This window comes from Streptomyces sp. DH41, assembly GCF_029813785.1.
Classification (GTDB): Bacteria; Actinomycetota; Actinomycetes; order Streptomycetales; family Streptomycetaceae; genus Streptomyces.
Map to the genome: position 1 here is coordinate 23,552 of NZ_JARVKY010000023.1, position 13,724 is coordinate 37,275.

13 protein-coding genes are annotated in these 13,724 nt (G+C 72.2%); 5 read left to right on the forward strand and 8 right to left on the reverse strand.

Annotated elements, in window-relative coordinates; genetic code table 11:
• Positions 1-45: 45 nt before the first annotated feature.
• Positions 46-795, reverse strand: coding sequence for a prepilin peptidase (locus QC283_RS30265; RefSeq protein WP_279564918.1), 750 nt, complete (start codon positions 793-795; stop codon positions 46-48).
• Positions 796-1,251: 456 nt separating this feature from the next.
• On the opposite strand from QC283_RS30265, the gene QC283_RS30270 reads away from it, so the two are divergent.
• Positions 1,252-1,539 (forward strand): DUF6355 family natural product biosynthesis protein, encoded by a 288-nt coding sequence (locus QC283_RS30270; RefSeq protein WP_279564919.1) that lies wholly within the window; start codon positions 1,252-1,254, stop codon positions 1,537-1,539.
• A gap of 103 nt (positions 1,540-1,642) precedes the next feature.
• Here the strand turns inward: QC283_RS30270 and QC283_RS30275 are convergent, their stop codons facing one another.
• A complete protein-coding gene (locus QC283_RS30275) occupies positions 1,643-3,421 on the reverse strand; it encodes a serine/threonine-protein kinase (RefSeq protein WP_279564920.1) in 1,779 nt (592 codons plus the stop codon).
• Positions 3,422-3,530: 109 nt separating this feature from the next.
• The gene (locus QC283_RS30280; protein WP_279564921.1) at positions 3,531-4,379 is read right to left on the reverse strand and encodes a menaquinone biosynthetic enzyme MqnA/MqnD family protein; all 849 of its coding nucleotides are present in this window, start codon (positions 4,377-4,379) and stop codon (positions 3,531-3,533) included.
• Positions 4,380-4,670: 291 nt separating this feature from the next.
• On the opposite strand from QC283_RS30280, the gene QC283_RS30285 reads away from it, so the two are divergent.
• Together QC283_RS30285 and QC283_RS30290 are read left to right on the forward strand one after the other, a co-directional pair.
• Positions 4,671-4,874: a cold-shock protein gene (locus QC283_RS30285; RefSeq protein ID WP_030813734.1), complete on the forward strand. Its 204-nt coding sequence runs from the start codon at positions 4,671-4,673 to the stop codon at positions 4,872-4,874.
• Positions 4,875-4,987: 113 nt separating this feature from the next.
• Positions 4,988-5,623 (forward strand): class I SAM-dependent methyltransferase, encoded by a 636-nt coding sequence (locus tag QC283_RS30290; RefSeq protein ID WP_279564922.1) that lies wholly within the window; start codon positions 4,988-4,990, stop codon positions 5,621-5,623.
• A gap of 47 nt (positions 5,624-5,670) precedes the next feature.
• On the opposite strand, the gene QC283_RS30295 is transcribed toward QC283_RS30290, so the two are convergent.
• Positions 5,671-7,599 (reverse strand): AMP-dependent synthetase/ligase, encoded by a 1,929-nt coding sequence (locus QC283_RS30295; RefSeq protein WP_279564923.1) that lies wholly within the window; start codon positions 7,597-7,599, stop codon positions 5,671-5,673.
• Between the two features lie 524 nt (positions 7,600-8,123).
• Here QC283_RS30295 and QC283_RS30300 point away from each other — a divergent pair.
• A complete protein-coding gene (locus QC283_RS30300; RefSeq protein ID WP_279564924.1) occupies positions 8,124-9,419 on the forward strand; it encodes a 3-oxoacyl-ACP reductase in 1,296 nt (431 codons plus the stop codon).
• Complete coding sequence (locus QC283_RS30305; protein WP_279564925.1) at positions 9,419-10,321, forward strand: MaoC/PaaZ C-terminal domain-containing protein; 903 nt, start codon at positions 9,419-9,421, stop codon at positions 10,319-10,321. Before QC283_RS30300 ends, QC283_RS30305 begins: the two co-directional genes overlap by 1 nt.
• On the opposite strand, the gene QC283_RS30310 is transcribed toward QC283_RS30305, so the two are convergent.
• The 4 genes from QC283_RS30310 to QC283_RS30325 all read right to left on the reverse strand — a co-directional run bounded on the left by QC283_RS30310 (position 10,306) and on the right by QC283_RS30325 (position 13,722).
• Entirely contained in the window at positions 10,306-11,028 is a 723-nt protein-coding gene (locus QC283_RS30310; protein ID WP_279564926.1) for a TetR/AcrR family transcriptional regulator, read from the reverse strand. The genes QC283_RS30305 and QC283_RS30310 overlap by 16 nt on opposite strands.
• Before the next feature lie 71 nt (positions 11,029-11,099).
• Entirely contained in the window at positions 11,100-12,443 is a 1,344-nt protein-coding gene (locus tag QC283_RS30315; protein ID WP_279564927.1) for a dicarboxylate/amino acid:cation symporter, read from the reverse strand.
• 323 nt (positions 12,444-12,766) lie between these two features.
• Entirely contained in the window at positions 12,767-13,066 is a 300-nt protein-coding gene (locus QC283_RS30320; RefSeq protein ID WP_279565028.1) for a DUF4229 domain-containing protein, read from the reverse strand.
• Between the two features lie 131 nt (positions 13,067-13,197).
• Positions 13,198-13,722 carry a GNAT family N-acetyltransferase gene (locus tag QC283_RS30325; protein ID WP_279564928.1) on the reverse strand — a complete coding sequence of 175 codons (525 nt, stop codon included), beginning with the start codon at positions 13,720-13,722 and terminating at the stop codon, positions 13,198-13,200.
• Between the last annotated feature and the right edge of the window lie 2 nt (positions 13,723-13,724).

Genomic DNA, 13,724 nt, shown 5'->3' on the forward strand with positions numbered 1-13,724 from the left:
GGCCAGCCTACGCCAGCCCTTTCGGCCGGTGATCCGCAGGCGTCCTCAGGCCGCGTAGGCCCCCGCGAGGACGCCGAGGAAGGCGCCCGCGATCAGGAACGGCCCGAACGGGATGGCCGTCCTGCGCCCCGCCCGCCCGGCGACGACCAGGGCGCCGCCGTAGAGCGCGCCGAGCAGGAACCCGGCGAAGGTGCCCAGCATCACCGTCGCCCAGCCGTACCAGCCGAGCATCGCACCGGCGCCCAGCGCGAGTTTGACGTCGCCGAAGCCCATGCCGGCCGGGTTGATGAGGAACAGCACCAGGTAGCCGGCGCCGAGGGCGAGGGCGCCCAGCAGGGCGGTGGTCCACTCCCCGGCGTGCTCGGGCACGAGCGCGGTGAGCCCGAGCAGGACGAGTGCCGCGCCGGCGAGCGGCAGCGTGAGGGGGTCGGGCAGGCGTCGTACCCGCAGGTCGACGACGGCCAGCAGCACGCCGGCCGGCGCGAGCAGTAGCCAGACGGCCACCTCGGGCCGGGTCCCGGTGGCGGCGGCGAGGGCGGCGCAGACGAGGGCGGTGACGGCGGCGAGGGCGGCGGGACCGGGGCCGTACGACGCCTCGTCGGCCGGGCACTTCCCGCACCGCGCCCGCCCGAGCCAGCCCCGGACGGGATGCGCGCCGCCGGGACACCGGTCCCGCCACGCCTGGCCCGACGGGACGGAGAAGCGGTAGGCGGCGCGGGGCAGCAGCGTTCCGGTCACCGCGCCCCAGAAGGCGGCGACGACGATGACGACGACGGCGAGGAGATCGAGACTCATCCGGCCGCTCGGCTCAACCCGCCGCCGGGACGCCGTCGCGTCAGGTCGGCGGCGGCTCGTCGAGCAGCGCCTCGGTACGCGGCGGGCCGCACCGGCCGGGCGGAGCAGTTCACGCCGGACTCCCCTTGCGGTGAGGGACTGGGTGAGGGACCACTGGAGCGAACCAACGCTATCCAACGGGCTGGTGCGGACACCAGACGGGCATCCGTCACGGCTGCTCCGCGAGCCCTCGCGCTCGGCCGGCAGGGCCGGCACACCCGCCCTCGGCCCGGCGCACGAGGAACCGGCGAAGACCAGCCGCTCGGCGCAGCAGCGAATCGATTCGCCGGGTGAACGGTGCCACCGAGGACCGGAACGGCTGCTCCGAGCTGCCACTCTCGGGCGTCGACACCGGATCGGCCGGCACACGATCGCCGATCCGGACTCCCGTCCCTCTCCTACTGTCTGGAGCTCCCCATGCGTCTTCGTCGCCTCGCGACCGGTGCCCTTGGTTCCGTCGCTCTCCTTCTCGCTTCCGCCGGTGCGGTCACCATGAGCGCCGGTCCGGCCGCGGCGAACCCCTGCGGCTTCTACGAGACCCACTCCGACGCCTACTACAACCACTGCACCTCGGACGGCTCACGCATCGTCATCGAGATCGACGACTGGGGTCCGAACAGCGAGCAGTGTGTGGGTCCGGGCGTGACCTGGATCGGTCCCGCTTCCGGTGTCGACGGCGCTTGGTACACCGGCCGTACGTGCTGATCCGGGTGGTTTGAAAGCACTCGGGCGGATCCGTTCGGGGAACGGTCACCACGACCGTTCCCCGAACTGCCGGCGGCGCGCCCCGGTGGGTGGGCGCCGCCGTCTACTCGACCTTCGACAGCCGCGCCTTCGGCCGCCCCGAGCCCTTGCTGTCGGACTGGTACTGGAGGTCGTCGCCGACCGGTGTGAGGCGGACGGCGTGGAGGGCCTGGACGCAGACCCCGCGGTTGCCCTTGGCGCCCACGGCGCTCGTGACGATCTCCTTCTCCGTCACCTTCTTCAGGGTCAGTACGTCGTCGCAGATGCCGTCCAGGAGGTCGGTGTGGCGCAGGGTGCCCACTTCCTCGCCCACCTCGGCGTCGCGGACGGTCAGACGGAAGGTGCCGAGCGGCAGGTTGCCGTCGACCGCGATGGCCTGGCCCTCCCAGGTGCCGACGTAGCGCTGGGGGACGGCGCGCGGGGAGGACGGCGCGTGGGTGGCGGTGTCACCGGTTCCCGGGGTGTTCTCTCCGCCCTGACCCGGCAGCAGGTCCAGGACGAAGACCGACCCGACCGTCACCGCCGCCAGTGCTCCCGCCACCGCGAGCGCCACGGTGCAGCTGAACCGCCGCCCGCGTCCGGCGACGCCTCGTGTGGAGGTCGCCGCGACGGAGAGGGCGAGCCTGCCCGGTGCGGGGTCGCCGTCCCTCGGCCCGGGTACGGGCGCGCCCGGCGAGGGCATCACCGGCGGTGGCCCGAAGGCACCGGCGGTGGGCGCCGCCGCGTCCTCCGCCCTCGCCGATCCCGCCGTTCCCTCCGCTCCCTCCGCTCCCGCCGTGACCGACGGGCGGCTGAACCCCAGCGGGCCCGAGGCCGAGGCCGGTCCCGCCGCCCACTCCGAGGCGTGATCCGAGGCGTGATCCGAGGCCGGTCCCGGGACCGGTCCCGAGGCCGGTCCTGCCGCCCGCTCGGGTGACCGCTCGGGCGCCCGCTGGGCGGCCTCCAGGTTCAGCAGTCGCACGGCGCTCCGGCTGACCTGCTCCACCAGCTCCCCCGGCAGCCAGCCGCCGGACACGAGCCGCGCCGCGCCCTCGGGTGCGAGGCGTCGGGCCAGGTCGCCCGGGGCGGGGCGGGCGGCCGGGTCCTTGGCCAGGCACGCCGCCACCAGCTCCCGTATCTCGGCGTTCGCCTCCCCGTCCAAGGCGCCGAGCTGCGGCTCCTCGTGGACGACCTTGTAGAGGAGCGCGGCCGACGAGTCTCCCGGGAAGGGCGGCGCGCCCATCGCCGCGAAGGCGAGGACGGCACCCAGCGAGAACACGTCCGCCGCGCCCGTCACGCCCTTGCCCAGGATCTGCTCGGGCGACATGTAACCGGGCGAACCGATCGAGACGCCCGTCGAGGTCAGGGAGGCGGTGCCGTCCGTCGCGCGGGCGATACCGAAGTCGATCAGGAGGGGGCCGTCGAGGGTCAGCAGTACGTTGGACGGCTTCACGTCCCGGTGGACGAGGCCCAGCTCGTGCACCGCCGCCAGCGCCTCGCCCAGACCGGCGCCGAGCGCCCGTACCGAGTGGGCCGGCAGCGGGCCGTGGGCCGCTACGGCCGCCGTCAGGGACGGACCGGCCGCGTACGCCGTGGCGACCCACGGCACGCGTGCGTCGGGGTCCGCGTCCAGTACGGGCGCGGTCCAGGCGGCGCCCACCCGGCGCGCGGCCTCCACCTCGCGCCGGAAGCGGGCCCGGAACTCCTCGTCGAGCGCGAAGTGCGGATGCACGATCTTCACGGCGACCGTGCGGCCGCCGGCGCTGCGGCCCAGGTAGACCCGGCCCATGCCGCCGGAGCCCAGTCGGCCGAGCAGCCGGTAGGGCCCCACAGCGGTGGGTTCATCGACTTCGAGCGGCTGCATGGCGTCCACCTCTCCCCCGTACGCCAGCCAGTGCCTGCCGGTACCTGCCGGTACCTGTGTGCAGGGTAGTGGGCCGCCCGCCCGGAACCCCGTGCGAATGCCGTACGCGTCAGGGCTGGAGCAGGTCCACCTTCACGTCCGCCGGGAAGCCGGTGCTCGGGCCGACCCGGCGGGCGAACTCGGCGACCGCGTCCAGCTGCGGGGCACCGAGGCGGAAGTCGAGCGTGGTGAAGTACTTCGCGAGGGTCTCCTCGTCGAAGGCCTCCCAGCGGGCCGCCTGCTCGGCGACCTTGTCGACCTCCTCCAGGGAGAGGTTGCGGGAGGCGAGGAAGGCCTCGTGCACCTTGCGGGTGATGACCGGCTCGCGCTCGGCGTAGTCGCGCCGGGCCGCCCAGACCGCGAAGACGAACGGCAGTCCCGTCCACTCCTTCCACAGCGCGCCCAGGTCGTGCACTTCGAGGCCGTAGCGCGGGCCGTCGATCATGTTCGCGCGCAGGGCCGCGTCGCCGATGAGGACGGCCGCGTCGGCCTCCTGCATCATCAGGCTCAGGTCCGGCGGGCAGGTGTAGTAGTCGGGCTGGACGCCGAACCGCTCGGCCAGCAGCAGCTGGGCGAGGCGCACGGAGGTGCGCGAGGTCGACCCGAGGGCGACCCGGGCACCGTCCAGCCGGTCCAGCGGGACCTGCGAGACGATCACGCACGACATCACCGGGCCGTCGCAGCCGACGGCGATGTCGGGGAAGGCAACCAGATCGTCGGCGTTCTTGAGGAATTCGACCAGGGTGACGGGACCGATGTCGAGATCGCCCTGCACCAGCTGCTCGCTGAGCTTCTCCGGGGTGTCCTTCGTCAGCTCGAAGTCGAGGAGCGTGCCTGTTCTCGCGAGCCCCCAGTACAGAGGCAGGCAGTTCAGGAACTGGATGTGGCCGACGCGCGGCCGGGTGCGAGAATTGTCCACATCGCGAGGCTAGCCCTCCCCCGGTATCCGCCCGCCGCCGACCCCCGGCGTCAGCCGAACGGCCCAGGTGTTCAAACATTCGGGTGAAGTGATCTTGGCCTCTGTTGCGCTCGGGGCCCTGCGTGCTAGGCTCACAGCAAGTTGCAGTTTGGTTTCCCTTGCAGTACAGAGCCTGCGGAGCATGTGACCGCGGGCTCTCGTCGTTCTCAGACATATGCAGTTGTGCAGAATTCCAGTCTTCACACTTGCTGGTTCTGGAGCAGGGCAACCCTTTGGGCCCAAGGAGGGCTTATGGCTACCGGAACCGTGAAGTGGTTCAACGCCGAAAAGGGCTTTGGATTCATCGCCCAGGAAGGCGGCGGCCCCGACGTCTTCGTCCACTACTCCGCGATCAATGCGACCGGCTTCCGGTCCCTCGAGGAGAACCAGCAGGTGAACTTCGACGTCACGCAGGGCCCGAAGGGTCCGCAGGCGGAGAATGTCACTCCTGTCTGATTGACAGCAGTACCCAAGGAGCCCCGCGCCGACTTCGGCGACGGGGCTCCTGCCCTTTGGATGAATTCTCGGTGACGTATCCGGTTGTCGGCGCCCGCCGCTAGGTTCCCGCCATGACCGGCTTCCTGGACACCACCCGGACCTTCTACGACACCATCGCCGAGGACTACGCCGACCGCTTCCGTTCCGCGGGCGCCGGCGGCCCGCTGGACCGGGCGCTGATGGGCGCCTTCGCCGAGCTGGTGGGAACGGCGGGGCAGGTGGCCGACCTCGGCTGCGGTCCCGGCCGGGTCACCGCCCATCTCGCCTCGCTCGGCCTGCGGGTCTTCGGCCTCGACCTCTCCGCCGCGATGCTCGCGATCGCCCGCCGCGAGAACCCGGGCCTGCGGTTCGAGCAGGGTTCCATGCTGGAGCTGGACCTGCCCGACGGCGCCCTCGCGGGAGCCGTCTCCTGGTACTCGTCGATCCACACGCCGCGGGAGCGGCTGCCGGACCTCTTCGGTGAGGTGCGGCGGGTGCTGGCCCCGGGCGGCCACCTGCTCCTCGCCTTCCAGGCCGGCGACGAGCCCCTCCGCCTCGACCGCCCCTTCGGCCCCCCGGTCGCCCTGGACTACGAACGGCGACGGCCCGAGGCGATGGCGGAGCTGCTGGAGAAGGCCGGGTTCACCGTCCTGTCCCGGACGGTGCGGGTGCAGGAGGAGGACACCTCCTCGAAGGCCCCACAGGCCTGCCTGATCGCCCGCCGCTGACCGCCGGTGGCCGCCCGCCACCGACCGCCCGGCGGCGGCTTGGTGGTCTACGTCTCGTACAGCGCCTCGACCGCCCCCGCGAAGTCCCGCATGATCTCCTCGCGCCGCAGCTTCATCGAGGGGGTCAGATGGCCCTCCCACTCGGTGAAGTCCCTCGGCAGGACGGCGAAGCGGCGGATGGACTCCGGACGGGAGACCAGCTTGTTGGCGTCGTCGACCGCGCGCTGGAGCACCGCCAGGACCTCCTCGTCGTCGGTCAGCAGCTCCGGCGGCACCGGGTGCTTGCCGTTCATGCGCCGCCAGTGGGTGAGGCCGTCGGGGTCGAGGGTGAACAGGGCGGTGACGTAGGGGCGGCGGTCGCCCAGCACGATGCACTGGGATATCAGGGGGTGGGAGCGCAGCCAGTTCTCCAGCGGGGCCGGGGCCACGCTCTTGCCGCCCGCGGTGATCAGCAGCTCCTTCTTGCGGCCGGTGATCGTCAGGTAGCCCTCGTCGTCCAGGCTGCCGATGTCGCCGGTGGCGAACCAGCCGTCGGGGGCGGCCGGGACGACGCCGCCCGCCTGGGTGTCCCAGTAGCCGTGCAGGACCTGGTCGCCGGCGATGAGGATCTCGCCGTCGGCGGCGATACGGACGCGGGTGCCGGGCAGTGGCCAGCCGACCGTGCCGAGGCGCGGCTTCAGCGGGGGTGTCACCGTCGCCGCGGCCGTCGTCTCGGTGAGGCCGTAGCCCTCGAAGATCTCGATACCGGCTCCGGCGTAGAAGGCGGCCAGGCGGCGGCCGAGCGGGGAGCCGCCGCAGATGACGTAGCGGACCCGGCCGCCCATGGCGTTGCGGATCTTGCGGAAGACCAGCGGGTCGTAGAAGGAGCGGGCGGTCTTCAGGCCGCGGCCCGGGCCGCCGCTCGCGCCCGTCTGGCGGTCCTCCATGGCCTCGCCGTAGCGCACCGCCACCGAGACGGCGCGGTCGAAGGCCGAGGCCCGGCCGCCCGACTCGGCCTTGGCGCGGGCGGTGTTGAAGATCTTCTCCAGCATGTACGGGATGGTCAGGAGGCAGGTCGGGCGGAAGGCCGCCAGATCCGGGAGCAGGTCCCGCGGCTTCAGGCTCGGCGCGTGACCGAGGCGGACCCGGGCTCGGACGCAGGCCACGGCGACCATGCGGCCGAAGACGTGGGACATCGGGAGGAAGAGCAGGATCGAGGGCTCCTCGCCCGTCTTCGCCTTGAAGACGGGGTAGAGCAGCTCGATCGCGTTGTCCACCTCGGCGAAGAAGTTGCCGTGGGTCAGGGCACAGCCCTTCGGGCGGCCGGTGGTGCCCGAGGTGTAGATCAGGGTGGCGAGCGTGCTCGGGCTCAGCATGCCCCGGCGGACCTCCACCTCCGCGTCCGGCACCCGCGCGCCCAGCTCCGCCAGCCGCTCGACGTGCCCCTTCTCCATGACCCACAGGTGCTTGAGGTCGGGCATGCGGTCCAGCTCGGGGCCGAGGGCCGCGGCCTGCGCGGTGGTCTCGGTGACCAGGGTGACCGCGCCGGAGTCCTGGAGGATCCAGCGGGTCTGGAAGAGGGAGGAGGTCGGGTAGACGGGGACGGTGACCAGGCCGGCCGCCCACGCGGCGAAGTCCAGCAGCGTCCACTCGTACGTCGTCCGGGCCATGATCGCGATGCGGTCGCCCGGCGCCATACCCTCGGCGATCATGCCCTTGGCCACCGCCAGCACCTGCTCGGCGAACCCGGCCGCCGTCACGTCGGACCAGGCCCCGTCAGGGGACCTGCGGCTGAGGACCACCTGGCCCGGAACCGCGGCCGCGTTGTCGAAGGGCAGGTCGGCGAGGGAGCCGCGGCGCACCGGCGGGGCGAACGGTGGTACGTACGCCTCCCGTACGGCCCCGTCCAGCCGCCGTGTCTCGGGCGCCACCAGGGTGGGGCCGGGGGCGTCGGCGTAACCGGCGGATGCTGCGAAGGAGGGAAGCGGGGTGGACACGGGCGGCTCCTGGGACGTGCAGCGGCGACAACTGCGTCCGCTGTCACCGCTGTCACTGTTGACACTGCTCTGCTGCGTGGACGTACGTACTTCAAGACGTACGCGTCTCAAGACGTACGCGTCTCAAGACGTACGTGCTTCATGACGTACGTGTCTCAAGACGTACGTGCCTCATGACGTGGGTGCCTCGCGCACCGACGTGTTCGTCGCCGGGCGCCGAGGCGCTCATCGTTCATCGCCGGGTTCCTCGGACACGGGTCCACCGGCGGTCGGTCCCGGGATCGTACGGCCCCCTCGTGGGGAGTTGGTGCGGGTTCCGGGACGGTCCCGCGCTGGGGGTGTGCAGTCTCGGGGGTTACCTGCCAGTAAGTCACATTCGTTCCGTTATGACTGCGCCACTCCGGCCGCGCACCGCGAAGGACCTCACTTCGAGCCGCCTCTCACCCGTGACTTAGACTTACCACCGGTAACCTTACTCCGGAGTAAGCAATGCCCGGAGCATGTCACGGAGCTGGGAGTCACCCATGGCCGACCGCTATCTGAGCATCACCGGCACGGCGCCCGGCCGTTTCCTCACCCGGCGCCTCGGCCTGCCGCAGCCCGCCCCACTCGAACGCCACTCGCTCAGCGGCGGCCTGCTGCACCTCACGGCCGGCGAGACGGACCTCGACCTCGCGCCCGTACTGGCCCGCACGGGACTCGGTCCGGACGACGCCGGCCACCCCGCCGCCGTCGTCCTCGACGCCACCGGCGTCCGGGACGTCGACTCGCTCGCCGGGGTACACGCCGCCCTGCACCCCGTCGTACGGTCCGTCGCGACGAGCGGCCGGGTGGTCGTGCTCGGCGCCCCGCTCGACCCGGCCGACCACCACCAGGCCGCCGCCCAACAAGCGTTGGAGGGCTTCACCCGCTCGCTCGGCAAGGAGATCGGCCGGGGCAGAACGGTCAACCTCGTCCGGCTCACCGACGCGCACGCCGCCGAATCCACCCTCCGCTTCCTCCTCTCCCCCGCCTCCGCCTACGTCAGCGGCCAGGTGATCGAGGTCTCGGCCGCGAACGGGACCGCCGCCGCGCCCGACGACTGGGAGCTGCCCCTCGCCGGACGCACCGCCCTGGTCACCGGCGCCGCGCGCGGCATCGGCGCGGCGGTCGCCGGGACCCTGGCCGGGCAGGGCGCACATGTCGTCGTCCTCGACGTGCCGCAGGCCGAGGAGGAGGCGCGCAAGGCCGCCGAGCGCCTCGGCGGCACCGCTCTCGCCCTCGACATCACGGCCGCCGACGCGGGTGGACGCATCGCCGCCGCCCTGCCCGGCGGACTCGATGTCCTGGTCCACAACGCGGGTGTCACCCGGGACCGGCGCCTGGTCAACATGCCCGCCGAGCGGTGGACTTCCGTCCTCGACGTCAACCTCGCGAGCGTCCTGCGCACCACGGACGCGCTGCTCGCGGCGGGCGCGGTGAACCGGGGCGGCCGGATCGTGGCGACGGCGTCGATCGCGGGCCTCGCGGGCAACGCGGGCCAGACCAACTACGGTGCGAGCAAGGCGGGGATCGTCGGCCTGGTCCGCTCCCTCGCGCCGCGCGCGCTCGCCGGGCACGGGGTGACGGTGAACGCGGTCGCCCCGGGCTTCATCGAGACGAGGATGACGGCAGCGGTCCCGCTGTTCATCCGCGAGGCCGGCCGCCGTATGAACTCCCTCGCGCAGGGCGGGCTGCCGGTGGACGTCGCCGAGACCACCGCCTGGCTCGCCCACCCTGCCTCGGGCGCGGTCAACGGCCAGGTCGTACGGGTCTGCGGCCAGAGCCTGCTGGGGGCGTGATGACACCCGCGGCAGCCACGCCACCCACCTCCCCCACCCCACCCACGAAGACGACGCACACGCTGACCGGCGTCCCCGCCCTCGCGCCGCTCCTCGCGCGCGGCGCCCTGCTGTCGCCCCTCAAGCAGCCCCGCCCGGACGCGGACTTCCCCCGCACCCGGCTGGTACTGCCCGGCCTGCGCGTGGACCTCGCGCGGCTGGCCGCGTACGAGCGGGTGTGCGGATTCCCGACCGGCGCGGACGCGCTCGCGGTGACGTATCCGCACGTGCTGGGCTTCCCGTTGGCCATGCGTCTGATGAGCGGCCGGGACTTCCCGCTGCCGCTGCTGGGGCTCGTCCACACGTCGATCGGCATCATCCGGCGGGCCGCCATGCCCGCGAGCGGGGAGTACGAACTCACCACGTACGTCGAGGGCCTGGTGCCGCACCGACGCGGTACCGAGGCGTCGGTGGTGACGGAGGTGCGGGCCGGCCGGGACCTGGTGTGGGAGTCGCGCAGCACGTACCTGGCGCGGCACAGCACAGCCGGACACGCTCCCGCGGAATCGTCCGCCACGCCCCCCGGCCCCCTCCCCACCCGCGCCGAGTGGCACCTCGCCGGTGATGTCGGGCGGCGCTACGGTGCCGCCTCCGGTGACCGCAACCCGATCCACCTGCATGCGCTCACCGCCCGCCTGTTCGGCTTCCCCCGGGCCATCGCACACGGCATGTGGACCGTGGCCCGGTGCCTCGCCGAGCACGGGACGCCGGACGCGGCCGTGGTACGGGCGGAGTTCCGTGCGCCGGTACTGCTGCCGGGGACGGTGACGTACGGGGCGCAGGGCGGGCGGTTCGAGCTGCACGGCGGTGCGGGGCGGCGGCCGCACCTGTCGGGCGAGGTCGGCCCCTACCCGGCGACCTGAGCCACCGGGTCCGGCTCGGCCTGGTCCGCATCGGACTGATCCGGCTCGGACTGATCCGGCTCGGGTTCCTCCGGTGGGGACCAGGGCCGGCCCGTCATCAGGTCGCCCAGGCCCGCCCAGGCGAAGTTCATCAGGGTCGCCGCCGCCTGCTTCGCGGTGACGCCCTCCGTGGCGCCCGCCCAGTCGGCGAGTGACTCGGCGGCGCCGACCAGCGCCTCGGCCAGTCCGGCGACCTCACCCGCGGGCAGGTGCGGGTCCCGGTGCGCGTCCCGCGCCGCCGCGGCGATCAGCTGCGTCACGAAGGCGACGATCTCCTCGCGCATCGACGCGACCTCGGCCGCGAACCGCTCTCCGTGGGTACGGGCATGGAGGTGCAGCACCCGCCAGGCGTCGGGGTTTCGCGCGGTGTGGGTGAAGAACGCCCGCAGCCCCGACCAGAGTTGCCCGTCGGGCGGCAGCCCCGGACGCACCCCGGCCCGGACCGCCTCGGTGAGGGCCCGGGCCTCGCGGCGGATGCAGGCGGAGAAGAGGTCGTCCTTCGAGTTCAGGTAGAGGTACACCAGCGGCTTGGAGACACCCGCCAGTTCGGCGATCTCGTCCATCGACGCCGCCATGTATCCGCGTCGACCGAAGACGCTCACGGCGGCGTCCAGCATCTGCTGCTCACGGACCGCACGCGGCATCCGCTTGGTCTTCCCTGCACCCATGCGAATCAGCGTACGGTCCGTGCGGCGGTGATCCGGACGTCAGCGCGACGCCGGCACCCGGTGAACGTCGGTCAGACAGCGGCCGGAACCGCGTCCGACGTCTGCTTCTCCTTGTCCGACTCCTTGCCCGACTCCTTCTCGGGCTCCCGCTCCGGCTCGTCGATCGGCGAGCTGTGCGCCGCGTCGTAGGCCTTGTGGTCCAGCAGTCCCTCGCGGGCCGAGACGATGACCGGGACCAGCGCCTGTCCGGCCACGTTGGTCGCCGTGCGGATCATGTCCAGGATCGGGTCGATCGCCAGGAGCAGGCCGACGCCCTCCATGGGCAGGCCCAGGGTGGACAGGGTCAGGGTCAGCATGACCGTGGCGCCGGTGAGGCCGGCCGTGGCGGCGGAGCCGACCACCGAGACGAAGGCGATCAGCAGGTAGTCGCCGACGCCGAGGTCGATGCCGAAGATCTGCGCGACGAAGATCGCGGCGATCGCCGGGTAGATCGCGGCGCAGCCGTCCATCTTGGTCGTCGCGCCGAACGGCACGGCGAAGGACGCGTACTCCTTCGGCACGCCGAGGCGCTCGGTGACCTTCTGGGTCAGCGGCATGGTGCCGACGGAGGAGCGGGAGACGAAGGCCAGCTGGATCGCGGGCCAGGCGCCCTTGAAGAACTGCAGCGGGCTGACCTTGGCGACGGTGGCGAGCAGCAGCGGGTAGACCACGAACATCACGATCGCGCAGCCGACGTAGATGTCGGCGGTGAAGGTGGCGTACTTGCCGATGAGGTCCCAGCCGTAGGTGGCGATGGCGTTGCCGATGAGGCCGACGGTGCCGAGCGGGGCGAGGCGGATGACCCACCACAGGGCCTTCTGGAGGAGTTCGAGGACGGACTCGCTCAGGTTCAGGATCGGCTGGGCCTTCTCGCCGAGCTGGAGGGCGGCGATACCGGCGACGGCGGCCATGAAGACGATCTGGAGCACGTTCAGCTCGGTGAACGGCGTGATCACGTCGGTCGGCACGATGCCGGTCAGGAAGTCGATCCAGGACCCGGTGTTCTCGGGCGCCGCGCCGTCGGCCGGGGTGAGGCCGGTGCCGGCGCCGGGGTTGGTGACCAGGCCGATGGTCAGGCCGATGGCCACCGCGATCAGCGAGGTGATCATGAACCAGAGAAGGGTGCGGGACGCCAGGCGGGCCGCGTTGTTGACCTTCCGCAGGTTGGTGATCGACACCAGGATCGCGAAGAAGACGAGCGGTGCGACGGCCAGCTTCAGCAGGCCGATGAAGGTGCCGCCGACCTTGTCGAGGGTGGTGACCAGCCAGGAGAGGTCCTGGCTGCGGGCCAGCCAGCCCAGCAGGACGCCGAGGACGAGACCGGCGAGTATCTGGGCCCAGAAGGGCACCTTGAAGTACTTCGTGAGGGAAGACACGGACGGGCTCCGTAAGGGGGGACGGGACGCTGGACGGACGCGCGGGGCTGACGTGGAGAAACGACGGATTCGGGGGGAACGTCAGGGGCGACAGTTCGCGGACGCGCACCGACAGAGGTCCACGTGCAGGCGCGCCACGAGCGCGAGGCTCGGCGGCGTGTGGGGCGCGGCTGCGTGCTTCATGCACACGACTTTAACACCTGCGCTTTGAGTCCCCCAAAGCCTCACTTTGAGAGGCGAGAGGCGCCTATTGCCCGTAAAACGCAGATCGCCCCGGTTTCCTGTGCAGGGGGAAACCGGGGCGTGCGTGTGCGTGACGTTCGTTACGAGGTCTGGCCCTGCGCCCGCGCCGCGTCGTCGGCGGTGTCTTCCTGGCCGCGGTTGGCCTCGAGGTTGGCCTTCATCCGCTCCACGCGGCCGACGACCTGGACCGAGGCCCGGTCCCGTTCCTTGCGGAGCGCGACGTAGCTGATGGGGGCCGAGAGCAGCAGGGAGAGCAGGAGGATCCAGATGCCGTTGGAGTCGCCGAGACCGCGCGGGAACACGCCGGCGTAGACGAGCCCCCAGACGGCCACGAGGCAGCCCACGAAGATCCCGAGGCGCATCAGCGTGTAGCGGAGCATCTCAATCCACTCTTCCGTTTCTGGCACAAAGAGGCACTGTCCAGTGAAACATGCCGGGCTGCCGGTCCCGCACGCGGGTCGGACGTCCTGCGGACGGGTCCCTGCGGACGGGTCCTGCGGGCGGGCCGGACTCAGGCCAGTGGCAGCAGCATGAAGACGTCGTCGCGGTCGTCGCCCGGCGCCACCCGGATCGCGCCGGGCACCCGGCCGACCTCCTTGTAGCCGCAGGACTCGTAGAACCGCTCCAGGCCGAGGCCGCCCCGGCAGGTGAGCCGGATCGCCTCGACGCCGCCGACGGTGCGGGCCGCGTCCGCGGCGGCGGCCATCAGGTCCCGGCCGTAGCCCCGGCCCTGGTGGCGGGGGTGGACCATCACCGTGTAGAGCCACAGCCAGTGGGCCATCAGCCGGTGCGTGTTGAGGGCGAGGAACGCGGTGGCGGCCACCCGCCCCTCCTCGTCGTGGCCGACGAGCAGGCGGATACGGCCCTCGGCCATCCCCACCATGTGCTTGACCAGCTCGGGGCGGATGTCCTCCCGCGTCACGGGGGGTACGAAGCCCACGGAGCCGCCCGCGTTGGAGACGTCGGTCCACAGGTCGAGTACGCCGTCGCGCAGGTCGGGGGTGACGGGCGGATCGAAGGCAAAAGTAAGGGACACAA